This is a genomic window from Gordonia sp. w5E2 (genome assembly GCF_036540975.1).
GTDB classification, from domain to species: domain Bacteria; phylum Actinomycetota; class Actinomycetes; order Mycobacteriales; family Mycobacteriaceae; genus Gordonia; species Gordonia jacobaea.
Genome location: NZ_CP144213.1, coordinates 3,511,372 through 3,529,228 on the forward strand (window position 1 = coordinate 3,511,372; position 17,857 = coordinate 3,529,228).

20 protein-coding genes are annotated in these 17,857 nt (G+C 64.9%); 8 read left to right on the plus strand and 12 right to left on the minus strand.

The features are described from left to right. Positions 1-10 precede the first annotated feature (10 nt). Positions 11-772, plus strand: a complete 762-nt coding sequence (locus tag RND64_RS15895) for an SDR family NAD(P)-dependent oxidoreductase (protein WP_049698915.1) — start codon at positions 11-13, stop codon at positions 770-772. Positions 773-813: 41 nt separating this feature from the next. On the opposite strand, the gene RND64_RS15900 is transcribed toward RND64_RS15895, so the two are convergent. Both RND64_RS15900 and RND64_RS15905 read right to left on the minus strand, forming a co-directional pair. Then, entirely contained in the window at positions 814-1,650 is an 837-nt protein-coding gene (locus RND64_RS15900) for a class I SAM-dependent methyltransferase (RefSeq protein WP_331436137.1), read from the minus strand. 84 nt (positions 1,651-1,734) lie between these two features. Beyond that, on the minus strand, positions 1,735-2,253 hold the full coding sequence (locus RND64_RS15905; RefSeq protein ID WP_442903953.1) for an NUDIX domain-containing protein: 519 nt from the start codon (positions 2,251-2,253) through the stop codon (positions 1,735-1,737). 78 nt (positions 2,254-2,331) lie between these two features. Here RND64_RS15905 and RND64_RS15910 point away from each other — a divergent pair, with 78 nt between their 5' ends. Beyond that, complete coding sequence (locus RND64_RS15910; protein WP_331436138.1) at positions 2,332-4,032, plus strand: nucleobase:cation symporter-2 family protein; 1,701 nt, start codon at positions 2,332-2,334, stop codon at positions 4,030-4,032. A 36-nt stretch (positions 4,033-4,068) separates the two neighbouring features. Here RND64_RS15910 and RND64_RS15915 read toward each other — a convergent pair whose 3' ends face one another. After that, positions 4,069-4,407: a DUF2200 domain-containing protein gene (locus RND64_RS15915; RefSeq protein WP_049698913.1), complete on the minus strand. Its 339-nt coding sequence runs from the start codon at positions 4,405-4,407 to the stop codon at positions 4,069-4,071. 68 nt (positions 4,408-4,475) lie between these two features. Between RND64_RS15915 and RND64_RS15920 the strand changes: the two genes are divergently transcribed. The 4 genes from RND64_RS15920 (at position 4,476) to rsgA (ending at position 7,613) form a co-directional block, all read left to right on the plus strand. Then, positions 4,476-4,712: a hypothetical protein gene (locus RND64_RS15920; RefSeq protein WP_331436139.1), complete on the plus strand. Its 237-nt coding sequence runs from the start codon at positions 4,476-4,478 to the stop codon at positions 4,710-4,712. 104 nt (positions 4,713-4,816) lie between these two features. Beyond that, entirely contained in the window at positions 4,817-5,203 is a 387-nt protein-coding gene (locus RND64_RS15925) for a VOC family protein (RefSeq protein WP_049698911.1), read from the plus strand. 45 nt (positions 5,204-5,248) lie between these two features. After that, the gene (gene aroA / locus RND64_RS15930) at positions 5,249-6,514 is read left to right on the plus strand and encodes a 3-phosphoshikimate 1-carboxyvinyltransferase (RefSeq protein WP_331436140.1); all 1,266 of its coding nucleotides are present in this window, start codon (positions 5,249-5,251) and stop codon (positions 6,512-6,514) included. Positions 6,515-6,563: 49 nt separating this feature from the next. Next, positions 6,564-7,613, plus strand: coding sequence for a ribosome small subunit-dependent GTPase A (rsgA, locus tag RND64_RS15935; protein WP_331436141.1), 1,050 nt, complete (start codon positions 6,564-6,566; stop codon positions 7,611-7,613). 105 nt (positions 7,614-7,718) lie between these two features. Here rsgA and RND64_RS15940 read toward each other — a convergent pair whose 3' ends face one another. Together RND64_RS15940 and RND64_RS15945 are read right to left on the minus strand one after the other, a co-directional pair. Further along, positions 7,719-7,934, minus strand: a complete 216-nt coding sequence (locus RND64_RS15940; protein WP_005202233.1) for a TOBE domain-containing protein — start codon at positions 7,932-7,934, stop codon at positions 7,719-7,721. Between the two features lie 49 nt (positions 7,935-7,983). Continuing rightward, the gene (locus RND64_RS15945; RefSeq protein ID WP_331436142.1) at positions 7,984-8,877 is read right to left on the minus strand and encodes a LysR family transcriptional regulator; all 894 of its coding nucleotides are present in this window, start codon (positions 8,875-8,877) and stop codon (positions 7,984-7,986) included. A gap of 111 nt (positions 8,878-8,988) precedes the next feature. On the opposite strand from RND64_RS15945, the gene RND64_RS15950 reads away from it, so the two are divergent. Together RND64_RS15950 and RND64_RS15955 are read left to right on the plus strand one after the other, a co-directional pair. Then, the gene (locus tag RND64_RS15950; RefSeq protein ID WP_331436143.1) at positions 8,989-10,050 is read left to right on the plus strand and encodes an MFS transporter; all 1,062 of its coding nucleotides are present in this window, start codon (positions 8,989-8,991) and stop codon (positions 10,048-10,050) included. A gap of 75 nt (positions 10,051-10,125) precedes the next feature. After that, positions 10,126-10,338, plus strand: a complete 213-nt coding sequence (locus RND64_RS15955; protein ID WP_331436144.1) for a hypothetical protein — start codon at positions 10,126-10,128, stop codon at positions 10,336-10,338. On the opposite strand, the gene RND64_RS15960 is transcribed toward RND64_RS15955, so the two are convergent. The 7 genes from RND64_RS15960 to RND64_RS15990 form a co-directional block, all read right to left on the minus strand. Then, positions 10,335-11,549 (minus strand): fatty acid desaturase family protein, encoded by a 1,215-nt coding sequence (locus RND64_RS15960; protein ID WP_331436145.1) that lies wholly within the window; start codon positions 11,547-11,549, stop codon positions 10,335-10,337. The two genes, RND64_RS15955 and RND64_RS15960, sit on opposite strands and share 4 nt — an antisense overlap. 89 nt (positions 11,550-11,638) lie before the next feature. Continuing rightward, positions 11,639-12,970, minus strand: coding sequence for a fatty acid desaturase family protein (locus RND64_RS15965; protein ID WP_331436146.1), 1,332 nt, complete (start codon positions 12,968-12,970; stop codon positions 11,639-11,641). A 159-nt stretch (positions 12,971-13,129) separates the two neighbouring features. Then, on the minus strand, positions 13,130-14,107 hold the full coding sequence (locus RND64_RS15970) for a hypothetical protein (protein WP_331436147.1): 978 nt from the start codon (positions 14,105-14,107) through the stop codon (positions 13,130-13,132). A 48-nt stretch (positions 14,108-14,155) separates the two neighbouring features. Continuing rightward, the gene (locus RND64_RS15975) at positions 14,156-14,605 is read right to left on the minus strand and encodes an NAD(P)-binding protein (protein ID WP_331436148.1); all 450 of its coding nucleotides are present in this window, start codon (positions 14,603-14,605) and stop codon (positions 14,156-14,158) included. A gap of 156 nt (positions 14,606-14,761) precedes the next feature. Continuing rightward, positions 14,762-15,874 carry a GNAT family N-acetyltransferase gene (locus RND64_RS15980; RefSeq protein ID WP_331436149.1) on the minus strand — a complete coding sequence of 371 codons (1,113 nt, stop codon included), beginning with the start codon at positions 15,872-15,874 and terminating at the stop codon, positions 14,762-14,764. Between the two features lie 134 nt (positions 15,875-16,008). Then, complete coding sequence (locus tag RND64_RS15985) at positions 16,009-17,133, minus strand: ferredoxin reductase (protein WP_331436150.1); 1,125 nt, start codon at positions 17,131-17,133, stop codon at positions 16,009-16,011. A gap of 131 nt (positions 17,134-17,264) precedes the next feature. Then, complete coding sequence (locus RND64_RS15990; protein WP_331436151.1) at positions 17,265-17,831, minus strand: DUF6912 family protein; 567 nt, start codon at positions 17,829-17,831, stop codon at positions 17,265-17,267. Between the last annotated feature and the right edge of the window lie 26 nt (positions 17,832-17,857).

Here is a 17,857-nt window from a genome sequence, read left to right on the forward strand (position 1 = left end):
GAGAGACTTCATGTCAGTACTCGATCTGTTCAACGTCACCGACAAGGTCGTCGTCGTCACCGGCGCGTCGTCGGGACTCGGTGTCCGCTTCGCCACGGCTTTCGCGGAGGCGGGTGCCGACGTCGTACTCGCCGCCCGACGCGCCGACCGGCTGACCGAGACCGCTGCGCAAGTAGAGGCGCTCGGACGCAAAGCCCTGACCGTGGCCGCAGACGTCTCCGACCCCGCGGACTGCCAGCGCGTGATCGACAGCGCCGTCGAAACATTCGGCCGCGTCGACATCCTCATCAACAACGCGGGCATCGGTACCGCGGTACCTGCCACGCGTGAAACGCCGGAGCAGTTCCGTTCGGTCATCGACGTCAACCTCAACGGCTCGTACTGGATGGCTCAGGCCGCGGGCCGTGTCATGCAGCCGGGCAGCGCGATCGTCAACATCTCCAGCATCCTGGGCCTGACCACCGCAGGACTCCCCCAGGCCGCCTACGCGGCGAGCAAGGCCGCCATCGTCGGCCTCACCCGCGATCTTGCCCAACAGTGGGGAACCCGAAAGGGTATCCGCGTCAACGCGATTGCACCCGGGTTCTTCGAGAGCGAGATGACCGACACCTACGCACCCGGTTACATCGAGTCGCAGATGCCACGAGTCCTGTTGGGGCGCATGGGAGATCCCTCGGAACTCGCAGCCACCGCGATCTGGCTGAGCTCGGCAGCAGGCGGCTACGTCACCGGCCAGACGATCGCCGTCGACGGCGGGATCACCGTCACCTAGATCAGGTACCGCCTGCAACACCACTCATCGCGGTGGCGACCTCAGACCGTCGCCACCGCGATGAGTGTGTCGCAGTTGATCTCAGCGGGCCCCTCGGATGCCAGCCGTTCGAGGAACACCTGCCGCACCTGTGCGATCTGCTCGTCGTCGAGCGGCGTGAGTGCACCACGCATCCCCGTGCCCACGACCATCTTCCAGGCGAAGTCCGGCGTGCACTCGATGCGCAATCGGTACACCGACGTGTCGACCTTCTGTGCGCCCAACGTCGTGAACCATTGCGAGACAGACTCTTCGGTGTCGATATGACTGATCGGCATTCGACTTCCGCTGCGCGGCCCTTGATGTGAGGTTTCGCCTGCCACCTCCGCGACCGATGCGCGGTAGATGTCGCTGAACTCGCGAAGACTGTCGGCGTGCCAGATCGATGCCCCCATGCGCCCTCCCGGACGCAGCAGACTCAACACGTTACGCACGGCGTCGTCCATGTTCGGAAGGAAGAAGACTCCGAACGAGCACGCCACCACGTCGAAAGGTGTTGCGCAGGGTGGTGTTCCGGCCTTCAATCCCGTGACGTCGGCGACGACGCAGTCGATTTCCAGACCTTCGTCGGCGGCATTGGTACTCGCGATGTCGAGGAGCTCGGCCGCGAAGTCGACTGCGACGACGGTTCCCGCCGGTCCGGTAGCTCGAGCGGCGGGTAATGCACTCGCACCGGTACCCGAACAGATGTCGAGAATCCGCTCCCCCGGCCGGATGTCGAGTTCATCGACCAAAGCCTGACCGGCAGGCCCCCACAGACTCGGGCGCAACGCGTCGAAATCGGTGCCGATCGAATTGAACAAGCCGACCAACCTGGTTTCCGCAGCATGATCTGTCATGCATCCCACCGTAGTGACACCACACCCTTATCGACAATGGTTGTCAGCGAACGGCGAGGCTCGCTGATCGGCGAGCCACGATATTCACCGGTCGCCGAGCGCCGACTCGAGTCGGCCGACGAACTCCGCCTGCGCTGAGTTCAGTTTCACGCGCGCCTCGTCGAGGCCACACCACTGCGCCCGATCGACTTCTGGGAAGGTCTGTATACGCCCCGACCGCGGCGGCCACACCATCTCGAAGGTGTTGCTGACGACGGTCGACACGTCGAGGTCTCCCTCGACGGCGAAGGCGGTGACGACCTTGCCGCTCTTCTGGCGCACGTCGCCGAGCTCGATGACCTCGCCTGCAGGCGCAGCGTGCCCGGTCTCCTCCTCGAACTCGCGCCGCGCCGTGTCGAGCGGAGACTCGTCGGGCTCCGGCAGCCCCTTGGGCACCGACCACGCACCCTCATCCTTACGCGCCCACAGCGGACCACCCGGGTGCGCGATGAGTACCTCGACTCCCTCGAAAGAGCCGGCTTCACCGGCTTCGATTGACGCGGCAACGTCGATGCATCGGAACACCAGGAGCCCGAAACTGCGTCGGGGAGCGCGCTTGTCCACGCAATATATTCTGACGGAAACAAGGACGTCACACGATCGCGTCGTGTCCGAAACGCCCGAAAAGTAGAACAATGATCCGTGACCGTTCTAGACACGATCAAACATGGCAAGAAGGCCGCCCGCGCGGTCGACGACATCCCACCGCTGGCGCGGCTGTTCCCATTGGGGCTTCAGCATGTGATGGCGATGTACGCGGGCGCGGTGGCCGTTCCGCTGATCGTCGGCGGTGCGATGGTCGGCGCAGGGCAGATGCGCTCGGACGAGATCGTGCACCTGATCACCGCCGACCTCTTCGTCGCAGGTATCGCGACGATCGTGCAGGCGGTGGGATTCTGGCGCTTCGGTGTGCGCCTGCCATTGATGCAGGGCGTGACGTTCGCCGCTGTCGGCCCGATGATCACCATCGGCCTCAACCACGGCATCACCGCGATCTACGGCTCGGTCATCGCGTGCGGCCTGTTCATGATGCTCGTGGCGCCCATAGTCGGAAGGCTCATCAGATTCTTCCCACCACTGGTGACCGGCACCATCATTTTGATCATCGGCATCTCGCTGATGAGCGTCGCCGCGGGTTGGTTCGGCGGCGGCACGGCGAAGGGTGAGGACTTCGGTGCTCCCAAGTCCATCGCGTTCGGCTTCCTGACGCTGCTGATCATCATCCTGCTCGAGCGATTCGGGCCACCCGCCGTCAAACGCGTCTCGATCCTCCTCGGCCTCGTCGCGGGAACACTCATCTCGATTCCGTTCGGGATGACCGACTGGAGCCACGTCGGCTCGAGTTCGTGGTTCGCAGTGCCCGAGCCGTTCTACTTCGGCTTCCCCAGCTTCGACGTCAGCTCGATCATCGCGATGATCATCGTGGCGTTGGTGATCATGACCGAGACGACCGGCGACATCGTGGCCGTCGGAGAGATCGTCGACGAGAAGATCACCCCGCAGCGTCTGGCCGACGGCATGCGCGCCGACGGTGCGGGCACCGTGCTCGGCGGCATCTTCAACACGTTCCCGTACACGGCGTTCGCGCAGAACGTCGGGCTGGTGGCGATCACCAACGTCAAGTCGCGCCACGTTGCCACGTGCGCGGGCATTATCCTGGTGATCCTGGGTCTGGTTCCCAAGATGGCCGCGATCATCGAGGGCATTCCCCAACCCGTGCTCGGCGGTGCGGGTGTGGCGCTGTTCGGCATGGTCGCCGCCAGTGGCGTGCGAACCTTGACCAAGGTGAAGTTCAACAACTCCAACATCCTGGTCGTCGCGATCTCCATCGGCGTCGCAATGCTCACCGAGGCGAGCCTGTCGTACACCAACGACGACAAGATCCCCGTTGCGCTCGACCTCTACGGGAAGTTCCCCGACTGGTTCCAAACCATCTTCCACTCGGGAATCTCGGCGGGAGCCATCTGCGCCATCGTGCTGAATCTGGTCTTCAACTGGCGCAGCACATCTCCCGATCCCCTCGACTACCACAACACCGGTGAAATCGACGTCGCGGGCGACAACGTCGGTATATCGGGATCCGACGCACCGCGCGGAGCAGCATTCGACCCACGCGACGCGCTCGCCGCCGCGGACCCGAACACGAGTCCGCAGACGCTACGCATCCTGGCCGAGCACGACCCCGGGCTGCACCCGTTCATCGTCACCAACCCGTCGGCGCCGAAAGATCTGTGCGACGAGATCAAGGCTCTCGGCGACCCGAAGGTGACGAGCTTGTTCGACAAGTGGGACGACGTTACCGACGGCAAGTTCTCCAGCCGCGGACAGGACGCACCGGCCTGAGCTGCGGTAGGTCCAGCATCGGGGACGACGCTGGACCTACCGCAGTACTTTCTCGATGGCCTTGCCCCTGGCGAGTTCGTCGACCAGCTTGTCGAGGTAGCGGATCTTGCGCATGAGCGGGTCGTCGATCTCCTCGACACGTTTACCGCAGACGACGCCCGTGATGAGTTCTGCCCGCGGGTTGAGCTGCGCGTCGTCGAAGAATTCCTCGAAGGTGGTTCCGTCCTCGATGTGACGGGTGAGCGCGGCGTCGTCGAATCCGGTGAGCCAGGTGATGACCTGATCCAGTTCGGCTTTGGTGCGGCCTTTGCGCTCCACCTTGGCGACGTAGAGCGGGTAGACGTCGGCGAAGCTCGTCGTGAAGATGCGATGCATTCCTCGACAGTAACGGGTCGCTGTGCCGTCTCCCCGCGCCACGAGCGGATCAGTCCTATCGTTGGTGCATGTCAGACAGCCCCGATCCCGACAGCCCCGACGTCGACAGCACCGATGCCGACGACCCCGACATCCCCCACGAGCAGCCTCACGAGTCGGCGTTCGCTTTCGGCGACGCCACACCGATCGGCGAGACCGATCGCATCGCCCGCGAGAAGGCGATCTACGAAGCAGGCCGCCACGGGAACGACCTCAATCGTGGCCACGCGCTCGGCGGCAGCAACGGGACAACCGAGGGGCAATGACGCCGTCGGCTTGTCAGCGCAGGTGCACCGGTACCGTCGGCAAGTCCTGACGCGCCGCGATGGCTGGTGTCCGACTCGTCGGTAACCGTGTAGACACTGAAGACATGGAGATCCTGAGTAGTCGCATCCTGTTGCGGTCCCGCGATCCCGAAGCGCTGCAGCACTTCTACCGCCACAAGCTCCATCTCGCGATCGCGCGTGAGTACCCGGGCGGCCTGGTCTTCTACGCGGGCAATGGCCTGATCGAAGTACCCGGCCACATGAGCACCGACCTGCCCGACGGCCACGCGAACGGGGCCGCGCTGTGGATTCAGGTGCGCGACGTCGCCGCGACCCAGCGCGAACTGAGCGCAATGGGAGTCGACATCCGCAGGGAGGCACTGACCGAACCGTGGGGCCTCATCGAAATGCACATCGTCGACCCGGACGGTCGCACCCTCATCCTCGTCGAGGTACCTGCCGACCATCCGCTGCGATTGGACAACCGCTGAGTTGGGCATCCCGGCGGTGCAACCACGACATGCGAGACTGAACGCATGAGCATCTGGACTGCGCCCCTCGCCGACGGCCGAATTCAGGCCACCGTCGACCTGCCCGGCTCGAAGTCCATCACCAATCGCGCGCTGGTGCTCGCCGCGCTGGCCGACGGACCGTCGACAATCACCGGAACCCTGCGCAGTCGCGACACCAACCTCATGCTGTCGGCGCTCACCGAACTCGGGATCGGGGTGCGCGTCGATCCCGCCGATCCCACGACTGTCTCCATCGAACCGCTGCCGATGCATGCGGGCGAGGTGTTCTGCGGCCTGGCCGGAACAGTCATGCGCTTCCTGCCGCCGGTGGCCGCGCTCGCCTCCGGCGACGTCTCATTCGACGGCGACCCACAAGCCAGGCAGCGGCCACTCACCACCATCCTCGACGCTCTGCGCGAGCTCGGGGTGGGCGTCGACGACGACAGCCTGCCGTTCGTGGTGCACGGCACGGGCTCGGCCGACGGTGGCACGGTCACGATCGATGCGTCCGGGTCGTCGCAGTTCGTGTCGGGTCTGCTGCTTGCCGCAGCACGATTCGACAACGGGATCACAGTGCGACACGTCGGCGCGCCGGTACCGTCGACGCCGCACATCGACATGACCGTCGAGATGCTCGCCACCGCGGGGGTTGTCGTCGACACGTCACAACCCGATACCTGGCGCGTACCTCCGAGCGTCATCAAAGCCGTCGACGTCGCCGTCGAACCCGACTTGTCCAATGCCGCAGCGTTTCTCGCAGCGGCCGCGGTCACCGGCGGTGAGGTCAGCATCCCGCGTTGGCCCGCGACAACGACGCAGCCGGGTGCACAGATCGCCGACATTCTCGCCGAGATGGGTTGCACCGTAGAACTTTTCGACGGCGTGCTGACGGTGCGCGGGCCAGAACGCCTCACGGGGATCAGCCGCAACCTCCGCGACATCGGCGAGCTGACACCGACGATCGCCGCGGTGTGCGCGCTCGCCGATGGGGAATCCGTGTTGAGTGGCATTGCCCACCTGCGCGGCCATGAGACCGACAGGCTTGCCGCGCTCGCCACCGAGATCAACAGGCTCGGCGGTGATGTGTCCGAGACAGACGACGGACTGATCATCCGACCAGCGCCGCTGCATGGCGGACAATGGGATTCGTATGCCGATCACCGCATGGCCACGGCCGGGGCAATCATCGGCCTCGTGGTGCCCGGCGTCACCGTCGACGACATCGAGACCACGTCGAAGACGTTGCCCGACTTCCCCGGAATGTGGCAGCAGATGGTCGGACATCCGTGATCTACCGCGCGGCAAAGGCTTTCACAGTGTGTCCTGACGGAGGATGCCGGTGAGCCGCCGCGCGAGCAGCTACGACGAATCCGATGTGCGGATTCGTCCGGGCAAGGGCAGCCGACCGCGCACCAAGACCAGACCGACACACGACGACGCGCAGCATGCGATGGTCGTCTCGGTCGACCGGGGCCGGTGGGGCTGTGTGATCGACGGAGACCCCGATCGACGCGTGGTCGCGATGCGCGCCCGCGAACTCGGCCGCACGCCGGTGGTTGTCGGCGACGACGTATCGATCGTCGGAGATCTCTCCGGCGATTCCGGGAGCCTTGCACGCATCGTGAAAGTGGCGGAGCGTCGAACTGTGTTGCGGCGCACCGCCGATGACACCGATCCGTATGAGCGCATCGTCGTCGCGAACGCCGATCAACTCCTCATCGTCACAGCAATGGCCGACCCTCCCCCACGCACCGGATTCGTCGAAAGAGCGCTCGCGGCAGCGTATGTCGGCGGACTGTCGCCGATCCTGTGTCTGACGAAGACCGACCTCGCCTCCTCGGATGAATTCGCTGCGGCGTTCGCCGACCTCGACCTGCCGGTTGTGCGTGCGGGGCGCGACGATCCACTCGACGACGTGCTGGCGTTACTCACCAATCACCGCACGGCGCTCATCGGACACTCGGGGGTCGGAAAGTCGACGTTGGTGAATCGCCTTGTCCCCGAAGCGGAACGGGCCACCGGGGTCGTCAGCGGCGTCGGTAAGGGGCGCCATACGTCGACGCAGTCGGTTGCGCTGCCACTACCGGGCGACGACGACAAACCACGCGGCTGGGTGATCGACACACCGGGCATCCGCTCGTTCGGCCTGGCGCACGTCAGCGCCGACGACATCGTGAACGCCTTCGACGACCTCCACGAAGCGATCGAGAACTGCCCGCGCGGCTGCACCCACCTCGGTCCGCCCGCCGACCCCGAATGCGCACTGGACTCGCTGACCGGGCATTCGTACCGGCGCGCCATGGCCGTGCGGCACCTGCTGCGCGCGGTCTCCGGGGGCGACGCCGGCGACGCGGAGGCCCAGGGTGACCCCCGGGGCGACGCGGGCTGAGCCGGCGCGGGGTGGTCTCGACAAGCTCGACCAGCGGGCGGGCGGTGGTCTCGACAAGCTCGACCAGCGGTTTAAGGAGTTCGACCGGCGGCGTGCGGCGGGTGGCTAGTCGGGGACGCCGATGCTGACCTCGGAGGCCTTGACGAGCGCGAACACGCGCGATCCCTCGGCGAGACCCAGTTCCTCTGCCGCCTCTTTGGTGATCGACGACGTGACGATCTGGTCGCCTCCGTCGAGGCGAACCTTGATCGTGGCGTTGACGGCGCCGAGTGTCACCGACACCACCTCACCTGCGAGCTGATTGCGGATCGAGAGTTTCATCGCACACCTTCCCTGTCGTCTTACTGCCATGTCGTCGTGCTGCTGTCACTCACGCTGTCACATCGCCTGGCGGCCCGCACACCTCTCGGATGATGTCGAGGACCGCGCTCGCCGCGGTCGTGAGGCTTCTCGATTCCGAGTGCGCGACGTGTATGCCCCACATGAGATCACGGTCGACACAGTGGGCGAGTCCCGCACCTGACTCGGCGGCCGCAACGCTGGCGGGCACGGCGGTCACTCCGAAACCGCTGCGCGCCAACTGAATACCGAACACCTGGTCGGCGACCTCGATGACGGAATGCCGATTCGGGATCTGACGGTCGATGATGGTTCGCGTACCCCAGCCCGGCGGGTAGTCGATGACGCGCTCGTCGGCGAGATCGGCCGCGACGAATCGCCCCGCCAACGCAAGCGGGTGGTCGGGATGAGTAACCAACACCAGCGGCTCCGCGGCCAACGAATGGACCGTGATGCCCGAGAGGTCGTCGACGAGTCCGCCGATCAAGGTCAGATCGAGACTGCCGTCGCGCAACAGCCGGACATTACCCGTACTGCCCTGCGGACTCTGGCGCATGGCGATCGAGATACCGGGATGTCGGCGATGCACGACTTCGAAGGCCCCCGCTAGGTCGATCGTCGCGACGTTGACGAGCGCACCGAGCACCACTTCGCCTCGGATCTCGCCGCGCAGTCCCGCGAGCGCGTCGTGCACCTCGTCTCGCGCACGCAACGCTTCTCGGGCCGGGGCCATCGCCGCCCGACCGGCGTCGGTGAGCACCAGCACGGTGCGTGTGCGGTCGAAGAGTTTCACGCCCAACTCGCGCTCCAGCTTTGCGACGCCCGTCGACACCGCCGACTGCACCACATGCAACGATCGCGCGGCCGCGGTGAAGGTTCCCTGGTCACAACACGCGAGGAAATACTCGAGCTGGCGCAGCTCCATAGCTGACCTCCCGAGGTACCCGGCTGTCACATGCCGGGCTATCAACAAAAGTGATGTCCGTATCGAAATCCATCGCTTTCCATCATGCCGGAGACGGCTCACCATAGACGTATGTCCTCTTCAGAGTGCGCGCCTTCCACCTCGGCCGGAACGTCGGCAGACGACGATCGAGCAGCTGTGCCGAACGGGTCGGAGCTCACGCAACCGGGCGCAACCAAGCAGCCAACCAAGCGGCTCAGTCGGGTCGTCGTCCTGCTCTTCGCAATCACCGCCGGGTCGTCGGCAGGATGCCTTTATTACCTGCAGCCGCTGCTGCACGAGGTCGGCAACGACTTCCACATCTCGACTGCCGCTGCAGGTCTCGTCGTGTCGATCACTCAGGTCGGGTACCTCATCGGCCTGGCCCTCGTCGTTCCACTCGGCGACTTCGTCAATCGACGACTCCTCGTCGGCGGACTGCTCGTGGTGTCGTGCGCAGCGTTGGTGATTGCCGCGTTCTCACCGTCGTATGCGGTCCTGATGATCATGGTGTTCGCGGTCGGTATCTCGGCGTCGGCCGCACAGGTGGTGGTGCCGTGGGCAGCCGCGGTGGCCTCACCCGGCCAGCGAGGCGCCATCGTCGGCACGGTGATGAGCGGTCTGCTCGTCGGCATCCTCTTCTCACGCGTGTTCAGTGGTCTGGTGGCTCAGGTCGGCGGCTGGCGCACGGTCTTGGCGGTCGCCGCGGTCGTGCAGATCGCGATGGCGGCAGCCGTCTGGTGGTTCGCACCGCGCACCCCGGTCAACGCGTCGTCGACCAGCTATCCCCGCGTGCTGTCGTCGATCGTCACCCTGATCCGCAGCGAAAATGTCCTGCGCCACCGCATGCTTCTCGGCGGCCTGAACATGGCCGCGTTCAGCGGGATGTGGACAGCAATCGCGTTTCTGCTCGCCGGCGCGCACGGCTCGGAGTATCACTTCTCCGACGCCGCGATCGGCCTCTTCGGTCTGGCAGGCGTGGCAGGTGCCCTGGCCGCACCACGTGTCGGCAAGCTCGCCGATCGCGGGTACCTACGCCACACCCAGTACGGCGTCTGGGCCGTCGAACTCGTTGGTTGGGCGTTGCTCTACTGGGGAGCGCATCAGGTGATCGTGCTGATCGTCGCGCTGCTGGTGTTCGACTTCGGCGTCTAGGGAGTTCAGATCGCCAACCAGGCCGCCGTCTACTCCCTCGACGACGAGGCACGATCACGCCTGACGACCGCGTACATGGTTGCCTACTTCGCGGGTGGAGTCCTCGGTTCGGCATTCGGCGGTTGGGCGTACCAGACCGGCGGATGGGCGCTGGTGTGTGCGGCGGGCGCTGGAACAGCAATCGCCGGCATGATCCTGTGGGCCGTCTTCGCCCGCGTCGAACGCGACCACCCGGTGCAGGGCGTCGCGGCACACAGCCGCCTGCGCGCGAACGCTGCCAGCAGCTAGGCCCGACCAGCCCGACGACGCAACCGCCGGCGTCGACGCACCTCGCCGATGGCGGTCTTGAGACCCATCGCCTTGTCGAGACCGGCAAAGCGTCGCTCCGACGCGGTCTCGGGTGCGTCGTCGGCCGTATCACGCAAGAAGCGGTCGGGCAGTGCGAGCTTGTTGATGGTCCGCAGCGTCTTGAGGTACTGGACCCACAACGATCCCGTCGTATAGGGCAGGTCGTATTTGTCGCAGAGTTCGCGGACGCGTACCGAGATGTCGGCGAGGCGGTTGCTCGGCAGATCCGGATAGAGGTGATGCTCGATCTGGTAGCAGAGATTGCCCGACATGAATGCCATCGCCGGGCCGGCGTTGAAGTTCGCGGAGCCGAGCATCTGTCGCAGATACCACTGGCCGGGCGTCTCGTCGTCGAGGGTGTCGGCCGTGAATTTCTCTGCGCCGTCCGGGAAGTGCCCGCAGAAGATCACGACATAGGCCCACACATTGCGAATCACGTTCGCGGTCACGTTGGCGGTGAGCGTGTGCACGAAGTTCGGGCCGGTCAACGCGGGGAAGAGCACGTAGTCTTTCCCGACCTGCTTGCCGATCTTTCGCAGGAATTCCTTGATCTGCGGTATCGCAACCTCTTTGGACTTCTTGCCTGCGATGACGTCCGCGATCTCGAGATCGTGTAGTCCGATTCCCCACTCGAACCCGGCAGCCAGTAAGAGGTTGGTCACCGGCTGGATCGCATGCTTGGCCTCCCACGGTTCGTCGCGCGTGACGCGCAGCGTCTTGTAGCCGACGTCGTGATCCATCCCGATGACGTTGGTGTACTTGTGATGGATGTAGTTGTGCGAGTGCTTCCAGTGTGGCGACGCGCAGACCATGTCCCACTCCCACGTGGTGGAATGCACCTCGGGATCGTTCATCCAATCCCACTGGCCGTGCATGACGTTGTGGCCGAGTTCCATGTTCTCGATGATCTTGGCCAGCGCCAGCGAACCGGTGCCGAGCAGCCACAGTGAACGACGGTGCGAACCGAATAGCGCAAGCCGACCCGCGACCTCGAGGGCGCGCTGAGCGAGAATTGACCGGCGCAGATAACGCACATCGCGCTCGCCGCGATCGGCTTCGATCTCGCGCCGCAAGGCGTCGAGTTCGGCGCCCAAGGCCTCGACATCCGCGTCGGTCAGATGTGCGTATTCATTGATGTCGGTGATAGCCATTGCACTCCATTATGTCGCACGCCGCGTGTGTGCAACACCCACCCTACCCGCGAGTAACCGGAGGTAGCGTGGGGTCGCCGTATTCACGATCAGGCAGCGCGCGTTGAACGTTCTGTAACCACCGTCGGCGCTGCCGCACGTCCTCGACGCCGATCACGCAGCGACCGGATCGCGCTACGCAAGCCGCGTCGACGTCCACTCACCGGGTCGACGACCGACTCGAGGCGAACTCCCTCGTCGAGCTCGGTCTTGAAACGACGCTCCGACGCCGTCTCGGGAGCGTCGTCGGCGGTCGCCTTGAGGTACTTGTCGGGCAATGACAGCTTGGCGATCGTCCGCCACGACTTCGCGTACTGCAGCGGGAACGACCCCGTCGTGTAGGGCAGGTCGTACTTGTCGCACAGCGCCTGGACGCGGACGGCAATCTCGGCGAGCCGGTTGCTCGGGAGGTCGGGGTAGATGTGGTGCTCGATCTGGTACGAGAGATTTCCGCTCATGAAAGCGAGCAGGAATCCGCAGCGAAAGTTGGCCGATCCCAACATCTGTCGCAGATACCACTCGGCTTGGGTCTCGCTGTCGATGTCCTGCTTGGTGAATTTCTCCGCACCGTCGGGGAAATGCCCACAGAAGATGACCGCATTACTCCACACGTTGCGGATGACATTGCCCAGCGCGTTGGCGGTGGCTGCCTTGCCGTAGGCGCGGGCCGATGCCCGGACGTCGCCCTTGGTCACCGCGGCGGTTGCCGCAGCCGCAAGACCCGGATAGATCACGTAATCCTTGCCGACCTGGCGACCGATCTTGTTGCCGACGTCGGCGAGGTCGCGGCGGAACTGAGCTTTGGCCTCCGGTGTACGACGCTTCTTGCCGATCTCGAGATGCTGCGCGGCAACGCCCCACTGGAAGAAGAGCGCGAGCAGCGTGTTGTAGACGAGGTTGCCGTAGTTGAACGGACGCCACCGCTGGTCGCGCGTCACACGGAGCAGGCCGTAGCCCACGTCGTCGTCCATGCCGAGCACGTTGGTGTACTTGTGATGGATGTAGTTGTGAGTGTGCTTCCAGTGAGCCGAGGGGCCGGTGTTGTCCCACTCCCACGTGGTCGAATGCACCTCGGGATCGTTCATCCAATCCCACTGCCCGTGCATCACGTTGTGGCCGAGTTCCATGTTCTCGACGATCTTCGCGACGCCGAGCGCTGTCGCGCCCGCCCACCAGCACGAGCGACGCGTCGAACCGAAGATCAGTCCGCGGCCGACCAATTCGAGGCCGCGTTGGAAGCGGATGGTGTTGCGCAGATACCGCGCGTCGCGCTCCCCTCGGTCGGCTTCGATGTCGGCGCGGATCTTGTCGAGCTCACGACCGAGCTCTTCGATGTCGGCCTTGCTCAGATGTGCATACTCCGGGATGTCGGTGATCGCCACGGGCGTCCTCACTGGTCGCGGATGGTCAGGGTCAAACGTGCCGTTGCTGTGGCTACGTTCGCGTAACTTACGCAATCGTAGGTTACGGACGCCAGACTGTCCAGACGTGTTCAGTGTAGGAGCGCAGTGACCTTGATCGCTGTGGTCACGCAGTGGTCGCTACGCTGTGGCGCCGACGAGCGGCCCGCAATTGAACCCCAACCGCTGAGAGGCGATGTCCAGCGCGCGGCGATAGTTCTCGCGCTTGCGCCGATGGGTAAGCATGAATTGGGTCGACGACGCGAGCCGCAGCGGCATCCGAGCCCACCTGTCGAAGTCGACACCGCAGTTGGTGAAGACCTTCAGCGGCACCTCGTCGGCAATCAGCCCGATGTTGTACATCGCAAGACAGCAACTGATCCCGATAGCCGCCTGCGGATGTCGGCGTAACACCGCACCGATGTCGATTTGGTACAGCGGCACCGAATCGAGCTTGCCAAGGAAGGCGAGGTGGGTGAGGAAATACGCGGCATACGTGGAGAACTGGACGATGGCCGATCCGGTGTTGATGGTGAGTACGCGACCACCCTTCGAGACGTACGGATCGTCGTCGGCCGATTTCTCACGAATGAGGTAGCCGGTGCAGTTGACCACCCAACTCCCCGGAACGACGGACATTTCCTCACCACTACGAAACACCAACTGCGGCATGCCATCTCGGTCAACGACATCGGCGAGGTAGTCGGCGACAACACTCCTCAACGCAGCTGAGATCGCGTCACATTCAGATCGTGAGAGGTTGCCGTTCAGGAACCGCTGCGACTCGGGCATCGGACTGATCACATACCGCGCGCGGTAGGCAGCGGTCACCTGCTCATCGTTTGTCCCGTCGTACATGTCGGCGACTGAGCCGAATATCTGGCTGACAGGTTTGGCCGCCCACCATCTCCGCATTCCCGCGGGGAAAGTCGCGTCGCGGTTGTTGAAGTACGTCCCGACACCAGCCACCAGATGTACTTCACGACCGGGATCTCTGGTCGTGATCAGGTAGGCGGTGTCCATGGCGGTCTTGCCGCTGCCAATGATCCAGACCGGGGTATCGGTGTCGGTGAAGTCATCCTGGGAGAAGTCGAAGGAGTCGGGCGAGACCGACTTCACCTGCGCGCTACTCAGCGCGAGAGGCTGATTCGGAGTTACGTTGAATCCTTAGGCGTTGATCAGAATCGGCGTATCGACGACGAGCTCTCCACCGTCGGGGCCGCTGAGATGAACGCTCACGCCGTCGGCGCGTTCGTCGAATCGGTCCATCGTCCATCCGTAGTACTCGTCGAGCGCGATACGTTCGGCGAGTACGTCGCGGCAGTACCGCAGATGGTCGAGGACCTCCGGCTTCGTCGCAAGGTAGTCGGGCGGGCGACGCAACCTCCAGGCGATATCGCCGGCGGTGAAGAACTCATACGGCTGATGAAGTCGGACATAGGAATACGTGTCGTTCCACATGCCACCCGCGTCCGCACGGCGGTCGACGAGAACCACGCGAGCACCCGCGTCGAGGTATTCGGTTGCCACGGCGAGCGCATTCAACCCCGCCACTCCCGCGCCGATAATGCACAGGTCGACGTTCAGTAGCGCTCCAGCGCTGTTCTGAGAAGGCATGATTCACCCGAATTCGGAGTGCGGCGGTGAATCCGTCGCGTTCATCCGATTTTCGCCAGGGTTGCCACTCCACGGATAGCCCCAGCTTGTGGGGACAGTGACACTTGTGGGGACAGCAACGCTGTGGGGAAAGTGACGCTAGTGGGGATAGCGACGCTACTGATCGCCTTCTTCGGCGAGCAGTTCATACCCGAGTAGATCCTCGATCTTGCCCGCCGAGCTCGCGGCAAGCGGCTGCGTGCCGAACTCGTTGAAGCCCGCGCGCAGTGCAAGGCGTTTGCTGCCCTCGTTGGAGTCGGCCGCGAACATCGTCAGCCTGCGCAGACCGAGAACGTCGAAGCTGTGCCGCACCGACGCGGGGAACGCCTCTCCGAGCACTCCGGCACCACGCGCCTCGGGATGCGTGTAGAAGCCGATCTCGGCGCCGACCACCGGATCGATCTTGAACAGCGAGATGTCGGCGAGGTAGTGGTCAGTTTCCTTGTCGGCGACAGCCCAGGTGCAGGTCTCGCCGCGCGCGGCCGTCCACCATTTCCTGGTGCGCTCTGCCGCGGCATGTTCGACGGTCAGCGGGTCGGGCCGGCCGAACAGGTACTTGCGCGAGATCGGGTCGTCGAGCGTCTCTCGAATGCGCTCGTCGTCCTTGGCCTCCAGCGGCCGCAGCCGGAACCGCTCGGTTTCAAAAGTCGTTGCGTGCCAGACGGTCTTGGGTTCGAAACTCTCGCCGGCATGCCACTTGCCGCACCAGGCGTCGACGACGCCGCTGTTCATCTCGAGCCAATCGGGCAGCCGACCGACCAGTGTGAATCCTGCGGCGTGTGCGGCCCGCAGACTGGTGAGGTTGCCCTCGGCGGCCTCCCAGCGCACGACCTCGACGTCGCGGTTGTCGACGGCGTACTGCATCGCCAACACCATCGCGCGCCGCACGAGCCCCTCACCGCGAGCATCGGGGTGCAACCCGAAACCGATGTCGACAATGCGACCGGGTCCGCGGAGATCGATGCTGCCTGCAAACTGGCCGTCATGCTCGATGGCCCAGATCATCGACGTCCCGTTGCGCCATCCCTGCAGTGCATTGATGATGAACCGCTCGGCGTCGGACCGACCATAGGGCGATGGCATCTTGGCCCATCGCATCGTCAACGAATCGGTGGCATACCCGACGATCCGATCGACGTCGTCGGTCTGATGTGCCCGCAGCGTGATGGTGCCATCGGTCAGCACCGGAACATCACTTGTCGCGGTCAGTTCAATCAGTTCAGCTCGCACGCGGATCCCCTCCGTGGTCGACAGCCTCGCCCACAGAGCCTAACGTGTCGGCTCCCCCTGCGGCGGGGAACACCGTCACCGGGCTTCCCGCAGCCCTTCTGACCTGCGCATTCGCCGAGAGTCCCGGCGGTTTGTCACACATCGAGTGTGCAGTCGCCTGCAGCAGCGCTCACACACGTCTGGATTCGTTCGCCCGCGACATGTTCGTCGCCGGACCGCAGATCGCGCACGCAACCCTTGTCGAGCATGACCACGCAGCTCTGACAGATGCCCATGCGGCATCCGAACGGCATCAACACACCCGCCTGCTCACCCGCTTCGAGCAGGGTCGTCGCGCCGTCGACCTCCGCGGTCTGCCCGGTTCGCCCAAAGGTCACCGTTCCGCCCTGCGCGCCGACCGCGCCACGCTCGAGTGCGAATCGCTCGATGTGCAGGCGCTCGGAGGCATCCGCGTCGACGAACGCGGCCTCGACCATTTCCAAGAAGCCGCCAGGACCACACGCCCACGTTTCGCGCGACCGCCAGTCGGGGCTGAGCTCGTCGAGCGATTGTGCGGTGACCTTGCCGTCTGCCCTCGTGTACTGCACGTGCAGGTCGATGAGTCCGCTCTCGTCCATCTCGACGAGTTCGTCGGCGAACAGCAGATCGTCGGGCGTCGGCGCCGAATGCACCACGCGCACGTCTGTCGACTGGCCGCGATGCCGCATCATGCGCAGCATCGAGATGATCGGGGTCAGGCCACTGCCGGCGGTCAGGAAGAGCACTTTGTCCGGCAGTGGCTCGGGCAGGACGAACTCGCCCTTGGGTGCGGCCAATCGCACGACGGTTCCCGGCTCGAGCCCCTTGACCAGGTGCGTCGACAGGAAGCCCTCGGGCATTGCCTTGACCGTGATCGCGATGGTGCCCTCTGTGCGCGTCAGATCGGGTACCGACGTCAGCGAGTACGAGCGCCACGTCCAACGTCCCTCGACGAGGACTCCGATCCCGATGTACTGCCCCGGTGCGTAGTCGAGCGTGAATCCCCACCCGGGCTTGATGCGAATGGTGGCGGAGTCATCGGTTTCCGGAGTCACCGAGACCACCTGGCCGCGCAGTTCGCGCGCCGACCAGAGCGGGTTGGCCAGATGTAGATAGTCGTCGGGCAACAGCGGCGTGGTGATCCGCGCGACCGCAGCACGCGCCCACCGTGCTCCGCGACTACGCGCGGCCACTCCAGACACCGGCTCTTCAAACCGCTCCCGCAGCTCCCGCAGATTCACCGTTCCCACTCCTCGTCGTGCGACCGCGCGTTGGACGGGGAGCCCGCTGTCGGGACCCCGTAGACCTCACGCCAACACTCTAACCTACGCAACCGTAGGTTACGGGGTGAGCGGACTCGGGGGCTACCGCGTCAGAGCAGCTCGAGGAGGAACGGCAGCTCCTGGGTCGCGTACCAACCCAGGTCGTGGTCTTCCACATCACCGACGGCGAGCTCGGCGTCCTGGTCGCCCAAGTCCGCGGCGTCGATGACCACGACCGCGGTACGGACAGCACTCTCGGCGTCGGCGCCGTCGACCAACACAGACGCGATCGCCGACTTCGCGATCGGACCGGCGACCTTCACGACGGCGTCGTCGAGATCGGGACGCAATGTGGCGTCGTCGACGTCGGCGGCAACGACGGCCCGACGAGGCGGTAGGCGGGGTGTGTCGCCGGGCTTGGCAGTCGCCTCGTCGGCTTCGAGGTCGGCCTCGGCGTCGGGGTCGCCCGGCTCGGGGGCTTCTCCGGCCAACAGGCGCAGCGACGCACGCGCTGCCTCGCGGATGGCTGCCTCCGCCAACTCCTCGTCGTCACCGGCAACATACGACTCGCGCAATGCGGGAGTGAGTGCGAAACCCGTTCCGCCGACCGGCCGGAACTCCCCGGTCTCGTCGAGTTCGAGCAGCATGGTCAACGTCGCCGGAAAGTAGACCCTCACCGCGTGTTTCCTCCTACGACATCCTC

What these genes read in the sequence shown, in the direction of transcription:
- RND64_RS15925 (WP_049698911.1), top strand. Translation starts at nt 4,817, where the DNA reads ATGGAGATCCTGAGTAGTCGCATCCTGTTGCGGTCCCGCGATCCCGAA.
- RND64_RS15955 (WP_331436144.1), top strand. Translation starts at nt 10,126, where the DNA reads ATGGTTGCCTACTTCGCGGGTGGAGTCCTCGGTTCGGCATTCGGCGGT.
- RND64_RS15920 (WP_331436139.1), top strand. Translation starts at nt 4,476, where the DNA reads ATGTCAGACAGCCCCGATCCCGACAGCCCCGACGTCGACAGCACCGAT.
- RND64_RS15900 (WP_331436137.1), bottom strand. Translation starts at nt 1,650, where the DNA reads ATGACAGATCATGCTGCGGAAACCAGGTTGGTCGGCTTGTTCAATTCG.
- aroA (WP_331436140.1), top strand. Translation starts at nt 5,249, where the DNA reads ATGAGCATCTGGACTGCGCCCCTCGCCGACGGCCGAATTCAGGCCACC.
- RND64_RS15895 (WP_049698915.1), top strand. Translation starts at nt 11, where the DNA reads ATGTCAGTACTCGATCTGTTCAACGTCACCGACAAGGTCGTCGTCGTC.
- RND64_RS15945 (WP_331436142.1), bottom strand. Translation starts at nt 8,877, where the DNA reads ATGGAGCTGCGCCAGCTCGAGTATTTCCTCGCGTGTTGTGACCAGGGA.
- RND64_RS15950 (WP_331436143.1), top strand. Translation starts at nt 8,989, where the DNA reads ATGTCCTCTTCAGAGTGCGCGCCTTCCACCTCGGCCGGAACGTCGGCA.
- RND64_RS15940 (WP_005202233.1), bottom strand. Translation starts at nt 7,934, where the DNA reads ATGAAACTCTCGATCCGCAATCAGCTCGCAGGTGAGGTGGTGTCGGTG.
- RND64_RS15915 (WP_049698913.1), bottom strand. Translation starts at nt 4,407, where the DNA reads ATGCATCGCATCTTCACGACGAGCTTCGCCGACGTCTACCCGCTCTAC.
- RND64_RS15975 (WP_331436148.1), bottom strand. Translation starts at nt 14,605, where the DNA reads ATGCCTTCTCAGAACAGCGCTGGAGCGCTACTGAACGTCGACCTGTGC.
- RND64_RS15960 (WP_331436145.1), bottom strand. Translation starts at nt 11,549, where the DNA reads ATGGCTATCACCGACATCAATGAATACGCACATCTGACCGACGCGGAT.